The sequence below is a fragment of the Blastopirellula marina genome (assembly GCF_002967715.1).
Taxonomy (GTDB): Bacteria; Planctomycetota; Planctomycetia; order Pirellulales; family Pirellulaceae; genus Bremerella; species Bremerella marina_B.
Window position 1 is genome coordinate 238,442 of record NZ_PUIA01000069.1, and the last position, 15,373, is coordinate 253,814.

The following is a 15,373-nucleotide window of genomic DNA, read 5'->3' on the forward strand; positions in this document are numbered from 1 at the left end:
TAAATCTCGGGGCGGGGTAGGGGAATCGTAAGCTTGACGCGGCGGCGATTATTTGCGGCTACCGTCGAGATGAGCGCTGAGCGTCGAAGGACGATCCAGGTGAACCGTTACGTCGGCCACGTCCCCTGGGAAGAGCATCCACGAACTGGTCGATGGTTGGTTCTGCACTTCGGCGGTGAAGTCGAAGTTGCCGGTGGCGTCGATTTCTGGACTGGCGAAAACCACGGTTCCTTCCAGCTTGATCAAACCGCCTGGCGTTTCGGCCTGAACCGTAACCGGCTTGCCGATCACCATGCCAGGAACATACGTATCGGCGTTGAGCGAGCCTTCAACCTTCAGACGCTTCAGCCCCACAACCCGCATCAACGGATCGCCAGGGCGAACCCATTCTCCTTCGTGGCGATACTTTTGCACGACGACACCATCAATCGGCGTGGTGGTCTTGCATTTGTCGATAATCATGTCGGCCGCTTCCATTTCAGCTTCGGCCTCTCCGGCGGTCATGCCGGCGACCTTGAAGTTCATGTCGGCTTGCTCGGCTTGCAGCAGGGCCTTTTCCCACTGGAGTTGAGCCTTGCGAATGGTGATTTCCGCGATGGCCCCTTTGACCCCTTTGTTGGCGGCTTCCAACTGTTCGAACTCCGCCTTGGCGACTTCAGCTGCTTTGGCGGCATACTTGATGTCGACCTGGTTGGTGGCTTGTTCGGTGGCCTTATCAAACTTCAGCTTGGCAATCTCGCGCTGCTTGGTGGGAAGCGAGTCGTCAATCTGAGCGATCTGAGTACCAACGGTCACGTAGTCGCCACGTTCAACCGGAATGCTTACCAACACGCCGGTCTCTTGAGCCGGAACATTGACTTCATCAATCAACGACACCAGGCAGCGTTCGACGACCACCTCGGAAGGTGCCGCTGAAGTTTGAGCGAAAACGTGTCCGGCAATCAGTAGCGATGTGGCAACCGAAAGAATCACAGACTTGGACATGGGTTTCTTACCTCGTGCGATGATGGATCCTGCAGACTCATTGCAGGGCCGAAAAAGCTTGAATTGAACGCATCACGATCGATGCCGGATTTAAAACAACAACCGCGATTCGACGAATTCAAAGAGTTCGTGGAACCAGGTATAGCCCAGCGGAGCCGTTCCGCAGTGGACCTTCGCGGTGGCCGTGGCACCCGCTCGTAGATGCTCAATGTCTTGTTTGTCGATTGCCACTTTCAGCTTCACGACCTGGCCTTCCGTTTCGTCGGGCTGGGCCAGTCGCTGAATCTCGGTGACGTGCCCAGTGAGCTGACGACCAGGATCGCTGGCCATGATGTAGGTCACCTCCAGGCCCTCCGCTGCCTCTTGATGCTCCAGGGCGTACTGAATGTGCTGGATTCGTTTTTCCGGCATGCGGATTTCCAGAATCCAATCCTGGGTCGGATCGATGACGGTCATCAGCACCTGACCCGGCTGAACAGGACGCTGCATCAGGTTGTCTCGTACATCCCAGGTCACAATCTCGCCGGTAATCGGGCTGGCAACATCCAGGCGTGCCATCTTCTCTTCGATCAGCGTGATCTGTTCGTTCAGGTGTTCGTACTTCTGGCGAGCCTGACCGAGATCGATGGTCAACTGGGTTGCTTCCGAAGCGTTACGCATTTCCTGCGGACGACGCTTGCGATACTCAAGCGAATTGATAGTCGACAAGAGTTTTTCGCGATCGCCGGTAAACTGCTTGTACTGACGTTCGAGTTCGGTGTTACGCAGGCGGGCCACCATCTGGCCTTGTTCGACATGATCGCCATGGTCGACCGGAACTTCAATGACTTCCCCTTCGACGTTGACAAACACTTCGCGCTGCACCACCGGTGTCAGCGTAGCGGCCCCTGCCACTTTGAACGGAGCGGGAATCAAAAACAGGGCGGCGATAACGGCTACGGCCCCGACAATCGCCAAAACGGTTTTAGGCAGGTTGCGAGCCGTGACCAAAACCTTCGACTTACCCAGAACGCGCCAGAGCGGCGTCAGCGGAATCGAGTTGTAGTCGATCGCATTGGCCAAAGCGCGGCTGCTGTGCTCGGAGATCAGCTCGACCCCTTTCGAGAACTCTTCCTGCTGCGAGCTGTCTTCAATCTGCTCGACAACCAGGGCACCGAGGATCTCGCCTTGGAATTGGCGTTCTTCTTCTCCTTCTTCCCGCTTCATGTTGTCGGTCGCGTGTTCCGGGCGACGCAGCGGGATGACGGCGATGGTTTTGGTGTGCGATTCGTCGACATAGTCGTGGACCGCAGTCTCTAACTGCGGAGACAGATCGTCCGTCTGTCCATTGAACCAGAATGGTTCGCCCGTCTCGATGACACGCGACGCCAACTTGCCGAGCAACTGCACCTGGCTCGCTCGCGAGTCGAATACGTCTTGTCCGCTGACGGCTTCCACCTTCCAGCGTCCGCGACGCAACACAACCGATACGCGATCGCAGCCGATCAGTCGTCGGCCTTCGTTGGCGATGGTATAGGCCGTTTGGCGGAGGTCTAAGTTTTCGTGAACGGCGCGGCTGAATTGTTCGATCTTCGACCACAGCGACTGACGATCGTTGAAGTCGCGCAGCTTGCGAGTCTTGAACCAGTCGGTGGCCAGCCCGCACATCTGCTCTAAAAAGCGGAGGTAACCGCGTTGGCTGTTAGGGGCTGAGTTCGGTCGCTGGAAGATCTCGATGACCCCTTCGACCTTATCTTCGACCTGAATCGGTGCGACGACCAGAAGTTGATTGGTGGGGTTACCGGCCGAGTTCTCTTCGGCACCGCCAGACTGAGGAGCCAAGAGCTGAGCTTCGGCACCCTTGAACATCGTTTCGATCAAACGGAGGTGACGAATACCTTCGTCGCTTTTCGGATCGACAAGCCCACGGGCCAGATTGATCTGGTAAATCAACTGCGGTCGGCGCTGCTCGTCATAGATCCAGGCAGCCCCACCAACAGCAGCCAAAGCGGAAACCACTTTGGGCAGGACTTCCTTGAAATATTCCTCTGGAGGGACATCCCGTTTGGAAAGTTGGGCAATCTCCTGAATCAGACCTCGAATCTGCTTTTTAGTGCTTTCGAGGGTCTCGGGATTCACGGACGAGGGCTCTGTGGACATGCCGGGACTATTCATAATGGGAATTTAAGGTTAGAGGCCGATCGATTCGCGATCGCAAAATCCTACGTCTCACCATAACAAGGGAGGTGAGAATCGAAAATCTTGAAAGCCGAAAAGGTGTCAACCAGGGATGCCGGGCGGCGGGATGTATCGGTTACAAGGGTCGTATCGCCGAAGAACTCTACATGGCCTGGAAGTCGTTTGTTCACTATCTGACAAGAAGTTACGGTAAGAAATCTTACAAGCTGTGCTGCCATCGGGATAATAAAACGCAACGTTCGACGGAACTTAGGGTGACTTCGTTCCATCTGTCTCGAAACCACATCACACTGGTTAATCTGGTGAATCCAGATAAGGATCCTGTCCCATTTCGCGATGCATCTTCTTGCGCTGTTTCTCGTGATAAAGCAGGACCTTGCGATCACTAAAGTGCTTCTTCTCGATCTTACGCTGGGCCTTTCGGAAGAGCTTCGAGTAGCCAGGCAGTTCGCCCAATCGCTCTTCGCCGTAAGCAACCAGCTTCTTGTAGCGATGTGGGCCTAAACCAACCAGCAAGCAGTCGTCATCCAGGGCCATGAATTGTCGCGTACTGCCAGGGTCCCCCTGACGACCACAACGGCCGACCAACTGGCGGTCGATACGGGCCGAGTCGTGCAGTTCGGTGCAAATCACATGAAGCCCACCCAGCGAATGGACCCCTTCGCCCAACTTGATGTCCGTACCGCGGCCGGCCATGTTCGTGGCAACGGTCACTTTACCGGGCTGCCCGGCACGAGAAACGATGTCGGCTTCAACAGCAACCTGGTGGGCATTCAAGACTTCGTGTTCGATGCCTTCCTCTTCCAATAGCTTCGAGAGATGCTCGCTCTTTTCGATCGTACGCGTACCAACCAACACAGGCCTGCCTTGCGAGTTAATCTCACGAATCTCATCGACAATCGCCGCCCACTTGGCATCGCCGTTACCAAACACGCGATCGGGCCAAAGTTTTCGCTGCGGGATGCGGTTGGTAGGACACTTAATCACGTTCAGCTTGTAAATCTTCTTGAATTCACCCTTGGAACTCGAAGCCGTACCGGTCATTCCGCCCAGGTGACGATAGCGTAAGAAGAGATCCTGAACGGTGATTCGGGCAGCTTGCCCGGTCGCAACCGTGACCTCGACTCCTTCTTTCGCTTCGATCGCCTGGTGGATGCCGTAGCTCCACTTACGACCTTCAGCGATACGCCCTGTCGATTCGTCCACGATCACGACTTCACCATCACGGATGACGTAGTGCTGCCCGCTATGAAAGTCGCGTTTGACCTTGATCGCTCGTTCGATGTAGTCGTACAGATCGACCAGCCCCACGGTGTCGAGCAGCTTCGGCTTGGGAACCTGGCGAACCAAGAGTCGCCCCGTAACGGTAAGCTCGACCGACTTTTTGTCATGGTCGTATTCGTAGTGGTGATCTTCCTCGAATTCCTCTTCGGCCTTGGCTGCCCATTGATGACAAGCGACCGCCACCTTTTCAGCCTCGCCAGGAATCGCACTGATCACCAGCGGCGTACGGGCATCGTCGATCAACACACTATCGGCTTCGTCCACCAATGCAAAGAAATGCTCTCGCTGAACTGGCTCTTCGCTTTTCTCGGACTTGCCCGCTAGCAGCGGCCCCAGAACACCAAGACCTTGCTCGCGTGTCTGGCGGATTAGTAGCCGGTCGCGGAGAAAATCGAAGCCGAATTCCTTCGATGTTCCATAAGTAATGTCGCAGGAATACGCTTTTCGTCGATCTGCCGAGGACATTTGGGATTCGATCACGCCGACGCTCATCCCCAGCATCTTATAGATGGGCATCATCAGCTCGGCGTCGCGGGCCGCCAGGTAGTCGTTCACCGTGGCCACATGCACTCCTTTGCCAGGCAGTGCGTAAAGATAGGTAGGTAAGGTTGCGGTAAGGGTTTTCCCTTCGCCCGTTTCCATCTCAGCGATAGAACCATTGAACATGATCATCCCGCCGATCAACTGCACCTCGTAGTGGCGCATGTTCATCGTTCGGGCACCGGCGATTCGCACCAACGCAAAAGCCTCGGGAAGCAGCTTCTGAAGCGTCTCACCACTTTTGGCTCGATGCCGCAGGCCTAGGCTATGCTTGCGCAGATCGCGATCCGAGAGGTCTTTCAGTTGTTCTTCGAAACGATCGATCAGAGGCAACCTGGCCACAAAGCGGGCCAGCCCCGAGCGCGTGATCTGCGAGTAGGCCGAGCCCAACGGATTGGAGCTGAACTTGCGCGGAGCGCCTCGCGTGGGGGCTTCCGGCTTGGTCGACTCTTCCGCCTGAGGTGCTTCCAAGGTCTGTTGATTTGTATCCAAACTACTATGGTCCCCGCGGGTTTGCTGCCACTACGTTAGGTGGGTGGGGCATTCTAAACGTTACCCACATTAGATTTTAGTATGAAAGACAAGTCTTTCCGTTCCCAATATCCGGTGAAGGGATTCCTAAGATTTGCGAAGGTTGATTGGTGTGACGTCCGCTACAACCCGAATCACCTGTTTCATCCGTTAAACTCTTCGCAAAACCCCCATCTTCTCGTTTTATCTCCGCTCTGGTTGGAGAATTCCGTTTATACGGGTTGCACGTTGCTTTTTGCTTAACCGGCACACACCTGACGGCCGACATTCCTAATACGTCCGGAATAATCGTACGCGGACCGTTCGAGCGCAGGGCAAGCGTCCTGACAACAGAAACCATTCCGCCCGATGAACTTGGCCCCTTACCAATCCAAGTTAGTCGTTGGCTATTCGATTTTGGATGTCCATCAGACGCAAGCGGTAGCTCTTGTAACTCCTTCCGTAACTCGGAACGAGGCAGGGCCTTGGGAGCGACAGCATTAGTTTGCGAGCACACAACATGAAGCTTAAATACTCCACCCTAGCTTTCTCGATCGCGGCCGTGCTTATCGGCTCTGGTCGATCCTATGCCCAAGAGGGTTACGCTCCGATGGGATCCCCATATCCCGCCGGTGCTCCGGCTCCCTACGGTCCCGGTGGGATGCAACCGGGTTACGCACCTCAAGCAATGATGGGTGCTCCTGGTCCCATGGGCCCCATGGCTGGTCCCGGTCCCATGATGGGCGGTCCAGATCCTTATGCTTACATGGCTGCAGCTAATGGCTACGGGCAAACGACGCCTGGCATGCAGTATGGCGGTCCGGTTGATGGTTCGATGTACGAACCCGCCGGCGATTACGTTCAATACGAAAACTTTGCCGGTGGCACGTGCAACGATTGCGGCGACGGCTGTGCTCTTCCGCCACGTGTTTACGGCAGCTTCGACACCTTGGTCGTCTGGCGTCATGGGGGCAACTACCCCGCGATTCTGACCACCAGCGATCCGGCTGACGAAGGTGTCCTCGGTGCACCTAGCACCCGAGTGCTGTTCGGCGATGGCTACGAAACGGGCGATGCCGGTATCGGCGGTCGTATTACGGTTGGCCTGTGGCTGGATGACTACCAAAACTGGAGTGTCGGCGGCCGCTTCCTGGCCCTGGCCGAAGAAGGTGCCAGCTACAGTACGACTTCTGACGCCTACTCGACCCTGGCGTTTCCGTTCTTTAACACCAACACGGGGCTGCAAGACTCGGTGGTGGTGGCCTTGCCAGGCAACGGCGACAATGCCGCGGATAACACCACGGTCAGCCTGAATAACGATAACACCGTCTATATGGGCGACTTCTTCGTTACCAAGCACATCTACACCAACCAAGGCAACCGCTGGGACTTTGTCACCGGTTATAGCTATGCCAAGTTGGAAGATGGCTTCAGCATCAATGCTCAATACACCGTCCAAGACGCGGCACCACCAAGCGGTTTCGCCCAAGGGGACGTGGTTGTCCTGCATGACAGCTTCAACGCAACCAACGAGTTCCACGGCGGCCAGTTTGGCTTGATCGCGGAGTTCCAAGACGGCCCTTTCAGCTGGCGAGCCATGGGTAAGATCAGCGTCGGTGGTATGAAGCAAGAAGCTGCAATTTCGGGCTATACCACCATCAATGGTGCTGATTCAGACAACCAAGGCATTTACGCTCGCAGCACGAACTCGGGTAGCTACAGCCGCGATCAGTTTGCTTACATTCCAGAAGCAAGCATCGACATGATCTACGCTTACAACTGCAACCTCGACTTCAAACTGGGTACCAACTTCGTCTACTTCAGCGACGTTGCCACCGGAGCGACCTTGATCAATACGAACATCGACCCCAGCGTTCTCAACCCGACCGATCCTCAGTTCAACTTCATTGAACAAGACTACTGGATCGTGGGTCTGACCTTAGGTATGGAATTCCACTACTAAGGCCTGAGTCGCGTCTTTCAAGAAACAAAAAGAGCCGGTCCTGTTGGATCGGCTCTTTTTTTGTTTCTTGTCTGCGACCGAAGTCTACATGCTGGCGAAAGCCGCATCGACCACGGATGTCAGATTGGACATGACCTGATCAGCCGCACCGTTAATGCGAACGATCAAGCCGTCAGGGCCGTTGGCAACCACCATGTAGCCTGGAGTCGAGGTCGAGAAGGCCTGAACCACGATCACTGGATCGTCCAACCCTTCGACACTTACTTCAAAGGCAATTTGGCTTGCACCGGTCGTTGCGTCGAAGTAGCTGAGATCCGATCGAACGCGAACCAGGTTCTCCCAGCCCATGTCGACGGTAAACCACTCAAGCGAATCCAGCCCGCCTGGCTTCGAGAACGCCAGAACGATGCTGTTTTCCGTGTTGGAAGCGATCGAGTCACCCAGGCCGATATACTTGTATTCGCGGCCAACGTAACCGAAGTTCAAACCGGTATAGGTACCAGGCTGGCCATTGCCAATCCCAATGCCGCTGATGGTATTACCCGAAAGGGTAAAGCTTCCGCTAGTGGTCAGCCCCTTACGAGTAAATCGCGGATCGGTGATACGGATCGAGTAAGTCCCTTCATCGAAGCCTGCGAAACTGTAAGCACCGGTTGCGTCGGTGACCGAAGTCTGGATGACGTTCAAACCACTATCCAGCAATTCGACCGTCACGCCACCAATGCGGGTTTCGGGGCTGGCGTCGGTGCCGATATTGTCGTCGACGATGCCGTCGTTGTCGCTGTCGAAGTAGACTACCCCCGAGAGCAGGCTATCAAACAACGTCTTGAAGATGATCGTACCTTCAGTGATCTGGTTATTGCCGTCACTGACCTGGTAAGTGATCATCTCGACGAGACCTGGAATGTTCGACACGTAGGTGAACTCACCGGTCGGATTATTCATTCCGTCGAGAACCGGAGTGAACGTCCCTTGCAGGTCGGCAGGGGTCAGTAGGCCACCATTTTCATCGAAGAAATCGATGAACGTTGGCACGTCGGACGGTTCGCCCGGGGTGACGTTGTCCATGATATCGAGCACGCCAGTCGAAACCCCTTCGGTGACTTCAACCTGCAGCGGATCTTCAATCAGCAGCACGCCCTGATCGACTTCGGTGATCGAGACGTAAACGCCCCCCACGGTGGTAGCCGCGTTATCAGGCGAGCCGCTATCGGTCATCGTGTAAGTAAAGGTTTCGGCAATGCCACCCACGCCTGCGGGAACCTGGTACAGCAGTACCTGGTGCGAAGCGATCCCGGCGTTGACGATTTCAGGCACGTTTTGAGCGTCCAATTCGATGGTCACCGAGCCTTGTGCTGGTTGAGTGACCGAGTCGATATTAAAGCGTGAACGAGGTGCCGCTACCGGATTGAGGGCGCTATCCAGATCGTTCTCGAGCACGTCCAGCACGTAGTACTGAACGCCGCTGATCGTGACAACCGGAGGATCGTTGTCGCCCGGAGGAACGGCGCTGGCTTCCTGGTAGTCTTCGACAACTTCGTAACTGTCGAAGTTGGCACCGGAAACCGGGTCTTGCATGATGTCTAACGAGACAATACCACCGGTCCATCGCGAGATTTCGGCGGTTCCCGATGCTTCAAAGAACGTGGCGTTGACGTTCGCATCGGTAAAGGCCTCACCATTTCGGGCGAGGTCATTGAACGAGCTCGCTACGTCTGCGGCATCGACACTCTGAGGATTGTCTTGAACAACCACTTCAAAGTCGAGAGTACCCTCGGCAACGGTAGTGAAGGTCAGCGTAGCCACCAGGCGACCTAAAGCAGTATCGGTTGTTCCCGCTCCAATTTCCTGACCACCGATGAAGCGAAGCGTATTCGGCAGAATGTAGCCGTTATCGACCGCCCCATTCAATGTGCCGTAAGGAGTTACGTTGTTCGGAGTATCGCCGGTCAGCGAAGTGAAACCAGGTGCCAGGACGATGCCGGTGGCCGGATTCAGGGTTACCAGCGATTGATCGAAGGTGATGTCGACGAAAGCAGCATCGATACCCGATGTCGTCGTCGAGGTATCCTTCACCCAAACTTGAAGCTGGAAGGTCTCGTTGAGATCTGCCGAGCCCGTCATGGTTTCGTCCACAGTGCCGCCGACGGTAAGAAGGCGGAGATTCACGTCGGCACTGAACGTGGCATCGGCGAGTTCCCCTTCGAGGGCCAACGCGTCCATCGCGGACAGCAAGTCACGGTTGGTCAATCGACCGTCGTTATCGACGTCGAGAAACAGGGTTTGTTCCCCTTCGAGCAGACCACGAGCAGATGCCTGCTGCGTCTTTCTCGACTGCAGACTCGAGATAATCGTGTCGACGTCCACTTGGTCGAACACGCCGTCGGCGTTCACATCGTGTGAAAATGTTTGGTTATGGACGGCGGACATCAAATCCCCCGCCAGCATGGAGCGCGTCTCCAAAGTTTCCATGCGGCGAATCGTTCGCTGCCGTCTGGCTCGCTTGTTCAACTTGGAAGGGACCCGGTGCTGGCGGCTCTTGTTCTTTTTCATGGCGACCTACGGCAACCTATGTTTTCGATTAGGCAAGTAGCAAAATAAGCAACTTGGGAAATTAGGGCGATTTAATCAGCGTCATCCAGACTAATTGGGCAAATTTGCCTTTGCAAACTTTTTCTTACCCTCGTTAGATCCCTTAATGGGAGTAAAACCCCCGCGATCCACATAATTTTCCAGTTACCTAGCCACTTGGTCGCAGCTTGCAGGGCAGAAGTTCCTGCTGACTTGAAGAAAAGATTCCAAATTTCCTGGATTTGCGTTCTCTGCCGGAACTAATAGGGCTCGATCTCGTCCAAAGTTATGGCTCGTCACGATATCTCAGGGGTTACAACCGGTATAACCCCTAAAGTCAGAACTGCTAAGGGTTTTACGCGATTGCGTTGGCCAGACTCGCAATTACGCTGATACTTAGGCAATCCTGCTCGCGACTTGCCCATTATCACCAGTCAACCCATTTACCCAGCATGTTCCCAAATCCATGGGGCATGGTTTAAACGCGCAATCGCCATGAAAAAAGCACGTTCCCGCTCGGCATCTAAGAATTCGCTTCGTCGCCACTGGAATCATGTTTCGCGCCTCGAAATGCTCGAAGGGCGCGAAATGCTCAACGCGACCAACGAACTGCTTTCGTTGCGTCTGGAAGCCACCGACTTGCACGGAAACGTCATCACGCAGATCGAACAGGGGGAAGCCTTCCTGATTAAGGCCTACCTCGACGATCGCCGGGATGAGCCAGAAGTAGACGTAACCCCCATTACGGGCAGTGTTTCCGCGAATGCTCTCGGTTTCTTTAGTGCCTATTTCAATGTCACCTTCGATTCAGCGGGATTCGAGTTCGACCCCACCTATGGGGACGGGGGCGTCAAATACGGTCCATCAATTTCTCCGATCGACCTGATTCCGATCACACCCAACACCGATTACGACGGCTACATCGGATACCTGGGCGTGCAAAACCTGAATATCGGCGTCGCTGGCGAAATCGAAGCCCTCTCATTTCGCATGATTGCCCAGGCACCCGGTACCTACGACATGGAAGAAGCGTTTCTTCCGCACTTCCATTTTGATGTCGTCGACCTGGATGAGAATCCCAACCAGAACATGGAGGACTGGCAACCGAACTATGTCAACGGTGTGCCGCAGTTGGAACGTCTGACGGGCTCGGAATACAACGCAGCGATTCAAGATGATTTTTTCGCACTGTACATCTACGGTGAAGAACGTCTCGTTCAGGAAAGCCAGGTTTACTTCGAGGGGGTCGACCTGGAAGTGGTTGCTTCCCCAGATGCGGACTACCAACTCCGCTTTGTGACGACCCAAACGTTAACGAACAATGGCGAAGTAAACAGCCTGCCGACAAACGTTGACGTGATCGATGAATGGAATCATTTCTACGTTGAGGTTTACGCGAAAGCTCCGGCTGGCAACTCCGTTCAGGCAGGCTTTGTAGAGATAAGCTACGACACCAACGACTTCAGCTTTGTACGAACCATCGGTCGCACGGAAGATCCTTCCAACTTGCGGTACTCGATTACTTCGACCGAAGTCGATGAAGAAAATGGTACCGTTCGGATCGGTTTCAGCACCCTCTCGACCAATCTCGGCGACAATCTTTATGCCCTGGTTGGCCGTATCCAATTGAAATCGGATATGGAACTTCCGGCCAACTACACGAATGGACCGCTAACGTTCACTCAATCATCGGACATTACTCTCTCTGACACCAACGCAACCGTTTACAACCTGACGTCCCACACATCTGCTGTTATTAACGGCTCGGCCTTGGCCAGCCACAGCTTTGAAGTTTGGCCGGTAATCTATGACGTAGGTTCCAACGGTGAAGATCGCAAGGTGGGTATCACCGACTTCGCTGGTTTCATCGGCCAGTACGGCAAGTTTGTCAACAACGATCCTAACCTGCGTAAATTCGATTTCAACAACAATGGCAAGGTCGACCTCGCCGACTTTAGTTTGTTCATTCAAAACTATGGCGAATCGGATCAGGCCGCGACAACTCGCGACTATCCCACTGGCTACCCAGGCAGCATTGGTGGGGCACCACTGATGGGCAGTTCCTTCTTGTTGGAAGGTGAACCGGTAGACACGCGTTCGACGTCGCAAACCACTACGACAACCACATCGTCGGCCACGACCACCACCGAAGACGAGCCAGCCAGTCTTTCGGGCCAGTCTTTAAGCATCACGCTGCCGTTGACCCAAATCGTGCCGAGCGGTTCCGCTTCTGAAGGAGCAAGCCAAGACGACCAGGCTGTTTCGCCTGTCGAGGAATCGACCGACGCAGTGATTTCATCGCTTGATGATCAGACCGATTTGATCGTTATGACCAGCCAAGATTCCGATTCCTCGCTCGCCTCGGACGAGGACGAGAACGAATTTGCGGCACAGGCCGATGAAGTGCTTGCCATCTGGGAGGATGAAACAGCCTTGTAATCGGTCGGATGAGTTCCAAACGAATTCCGTTTCGATCCTCTTCGACTTCTTCCCATCCAATTTCCGAGCGTCATCCGCTGGATTAATCCATGTTTCGTTCCTCCTCTCATCGACGCTCTGCCAATTGCAGAGTGAACAAACGGGCTGGCAGATCAGCCCGTCGAGTGCAGAGGTTTGAGCAACTGGAATCACGCTTGGCTCTTTCGGCCGTGCCGCTAAACGCCCAACCGTTGGACACCGGCGAGTTCATGTTGGGGGATGTCACCGTTACGGTCGTGTTCTTCGAGTCAGACGGCACCGTCGATCCCAACACCGAGACCTGGACCGCTTCGCACACCAACCAGGTCAAACAACGGATCGAAGAGGGGCTGCAATGGTGGGTGGATACGCTCGCGCTTCAATCAAGCGTGCATGAACTGAATTTCGATATCGACTATACCTACGCCGATAACCCGATTCCCATCGGGATCGAGCCGATCTCACGAATCGCAACCGATCTCGAAATCTGGGTGGGCGAGTTTCTCGATTACGTCGGTGCCGAGCGGACTGACAAAATCGACAACGACGTGCGGTTGTTCAACCACACTCAGCGGGTCGCCAACGATACCAACTGGGCGTTCACCCTCTTTGTCATCAATGCCCAAAACGACGCCGACGGCCTCTTTCCGGTCGGAAGCGTTCGTGGCGGATTCTCGCTTGCTGGCGGCTCGTTCCTGGCGATTCCATCCGAGCGACCGGCTAGTTCGATTGCTCACGAAGTTTCCCATCAGTTCTGGGCGATGGACGAGTACGCCGGTGCCGGCCACTACGAAGATACGCGGGGCTACTACGACACCCAGAACACCAATGCGATTGACGGGAATCCAACACCCACCAGCTTAGAAACGAGCCTGCTACGAGAGTCGAACTCACTACTGACGGCCTACGCGACCCATACCAGTAGCACCTCCTCGTTTGAGTCGATTGGCTGGAAGGACTCCGATGGGGACGGGATATTCGATGTCTTCGACGTTCCGATCTCGTTTTCGGCAACCAGTCAGTTTGATCCCATCACCAATCAAATGCGGATCAACGGCAGTGCTTCGATCGGGGTGCTTCCCAATCAGAACTCATGGGGCCTGCAAAACTCGGTTACGACCAATCGCCTGAGCCATATCGAATTCCGCCTGGATGGGGGCGAATGGGTATTGGGACCGGCGATTGATGACTACACCGCCGATTTTGATTTCCTGATTCAACTTCCAGACGCGAACTCCCACGAAATCGAAGTTCGGATTGTCGATAAAACGGGGCTCATCTACTCGCAATCACTTCTCGCGTCGACGGCCCATATCGACTCGACCGCCGTACATGGCTTCACCGGCTATATCACTTACGATGAAAACGACGATGGCATTTTCAATGCCGGCGAGCAAGGGCTGGCTGGCTGGATCGTTGAAGTCGTCGACTTGGCCGGTACCCCACAAGTAACACAAACGATCATCGAGCCTGATGATTTTGCCGTAAACGACGTCTTTTACGATACGATTGGCGGAGTGACGCTGATCGCTCAAGGCTCTGAGATCGACCCCAACTTTACGGAAGTTTCGTCCCGCATCAGTTCTCTTTCCAGCACCGGCACCCAAGGGTTCTTCAACCATTCTGGTAGCTCTTGGAGTAATGCCTGGTCGGAAAAACGCCAGCTGAAGATCGCCTTCGATACGCCCGTTAGTCGCGTGTCGATCGACGCAATCGCGCAAAGTGACGGCGACGTGGGAATTCTGGAACTCTACGATTCTCAAAACAACTTGCTGGGGCGATATACGACCAGCCCGATGGCGGCCGGAGCGTCCGAAACCATGGTCGTGGAACTCGACCTGGCCGAAGCGACCTACGCGATTGCCCGCGGCCACCTGACCGATACGGATGACCCGCGTCGCACGCTACGCTACGTTGCCCTCGACAATCTTCAGGTTGGACGTTCTCATTCGGTCGTGACCGATCAGTTCGGAGCATTCACGCTTCCGTTTGATATTGACGGCAACTTCCGCTTGAAGGTAACCGCCCCCAATGGGACCGACGCCTACTTCACCACGCTCTCGCAAGCTGACGTCAGCTTGACAGCTCAGGCAGGAACAAGCCGAGTTGCGTGGTCTGCGTCGATCGCCGACGACTCATGGCATAATCCGCTGCTGCCAACCGACGTGAACCACGACGGATTCATTGACTCCAACGACGTTGACCAGGTTTTCAACGAATTGGTCAATCCGCAGTTCACTTCAGGGCAATCGGCACAAGGTCGAGCACTCAATGAGAATCCATTGCCCGGCTCTCCCTACTTGGATGTCAACGCAGATGGCCGGCTGAATAAGCTCGACCTGCTGTCGGTGATGGACAAGGCTTATTTACAGAGCCAGTTTTCTCAATCGACCAATCCCGAGCCAGTCACCTCGCAGGTGTTCTACCCAGCCCCTGTCGCGATGAGTTCTGGCCATAGCATCACACAGACACTCACGACGACGACTTCCGAATTCGGCGTCTTGGAAGGGGAGCCCATCGGCCCACTGCCAACCGTGACGTATGAAACCGAAGCAATCGGCGATACCCTTGCGGTTACGCAGGACGCTCCTGCCCTGGCCGATCCCTTCCTAGGGGTCGTTTTGCCTTCTCAAGATTCGGCCGTCATCGCTTCGGCTGCTAACGCTGACCAACTGGCAGCTTCGTCCAAGTCTATGGACGATGAAGCGGTCGACGCGATCCTCTCAGACCTGGACGCTTCTCTCGAACTCCTTTAATCGTTCGTTCTGCTTCATACTTTGGAAAGCAGTAGTAACTTTCCATGTAGAGCATGGTCCATTCGATCTGTAGCGTTCTGGCTGGCTGCAACGGCGCTGGACTTCGTTGACCTGCATCGGCAAATCTCGT

At 54.9% G+C, this 15,373-nt stretch carries 7 protein-coding genes; 3 read left to right on the top strand and 4 right to left on the bottom strand.

Features of this window, described 5'->3' with window-relative positions; genetic code table 11:
- Positions 1-48: 48 nt before the first annotated feature.
- From C5Y96_RS21485 to C5Y96_RS21495, 3 genes are all read right to left on the bottom strand, one after another.
- Entirely contained in the window at positions 49-984 is a 936-nt protein-coding gene (locus tag C5Y96_RS21485; protein ID WP_105357660.1) for an HlyD family secretion protein, read from the bottom strand.
- A 90-nt stretch (positions 985-1,074) separates the two neighbouring features.
- Entirely contained in the window at positions 1,075-3,123 is a 2,049-nt protein-coding gene (locus C5Y96_RS21490) for an HlyD family efflux transporter periplasmic adaptor subunit (RefSeq protein WP_158261355.1), read from the bottom strand.
- 333 nt (positions 3,124-3,456) lie between these two features.
- Positions 3,457-5,478 (bottom strand): preprotein translocase subunit SecA, encoded by a 2,022-nt coding sequence (locus C5Y96_RS21495; RefSeq protein ID WP_105357665.1) that lies wholly within the window; start codon positions 5,476-5,478, stop codon positions 3,457-3,459.
- 538 nt (positions 5,479-6,016) lie between these two features.
- On the opposite strand from C5Y96_RS21495, the gene C5Y96_RS21500 reads away from it, so the two are divergent.
- Entirely contained in the window at positions 6,017-7,459 is a 1,443-nt protein-coding gene (locus tag C5Y96_RS21500; protein WP_105357668.1) for a BBP7 family outer membrane beta-barrel protein, read from the top strand.
- Positions 7,460-7,543: 84 nt separating this feature from the next.
- On the opposite strand, the gene C5Y96_RS21505 is transcribed toward C5Y96_RS21500, so the two are convergent.
- A complete protein-coding gene (locus tag C5Y96_RS21505) occupies positions 7,544-10,012 on the bottom strand; it encodes an SdrD B-like domain-containing protein (RefSeq protein ID WP_105357671.1) in 2,469 nt (822 codons plus the stop codon).
- A gap of 513 nt (positions 10,013-10,525) precedes the next feature.
- On the opposite strand from C5Y96_RS21505, the gene C5Y96_RS21510 reads away from it, so the two are divergent.
- Together C5Y96_RS21510 and C5Y96_RS21515 are read left to right on the top strand one after the other, a co-directional pair.
- Positions 10,526-12,469 (top strand): hypothetical protein, encoded by a 1,944-nt coding sequence (locus C5Y96_RS21510; RefSeq protein ID WP_105357673.1) that lies wholly within the window; start codon positions 10,526-10,528, stop codon positions 12,467-12,469.
- A gap of 194 nt (positions 12,470-12,663) precedes the next feature.
- The gene (locus C5Y96_RS21515) at positions 12,664-15,243 is read left to right on the top strand and encodes a dockerin type I domain-containing protein (RefSeq protein ID WP_105357676.1); all 2,580 of its coding nucleotides are present in this window, start codon (positions 12,664-12,666) and stop codon (positions 15,241-15,243) included.
- Positions 15,244-15,373 lie beyond the last annotated feature (130 nt).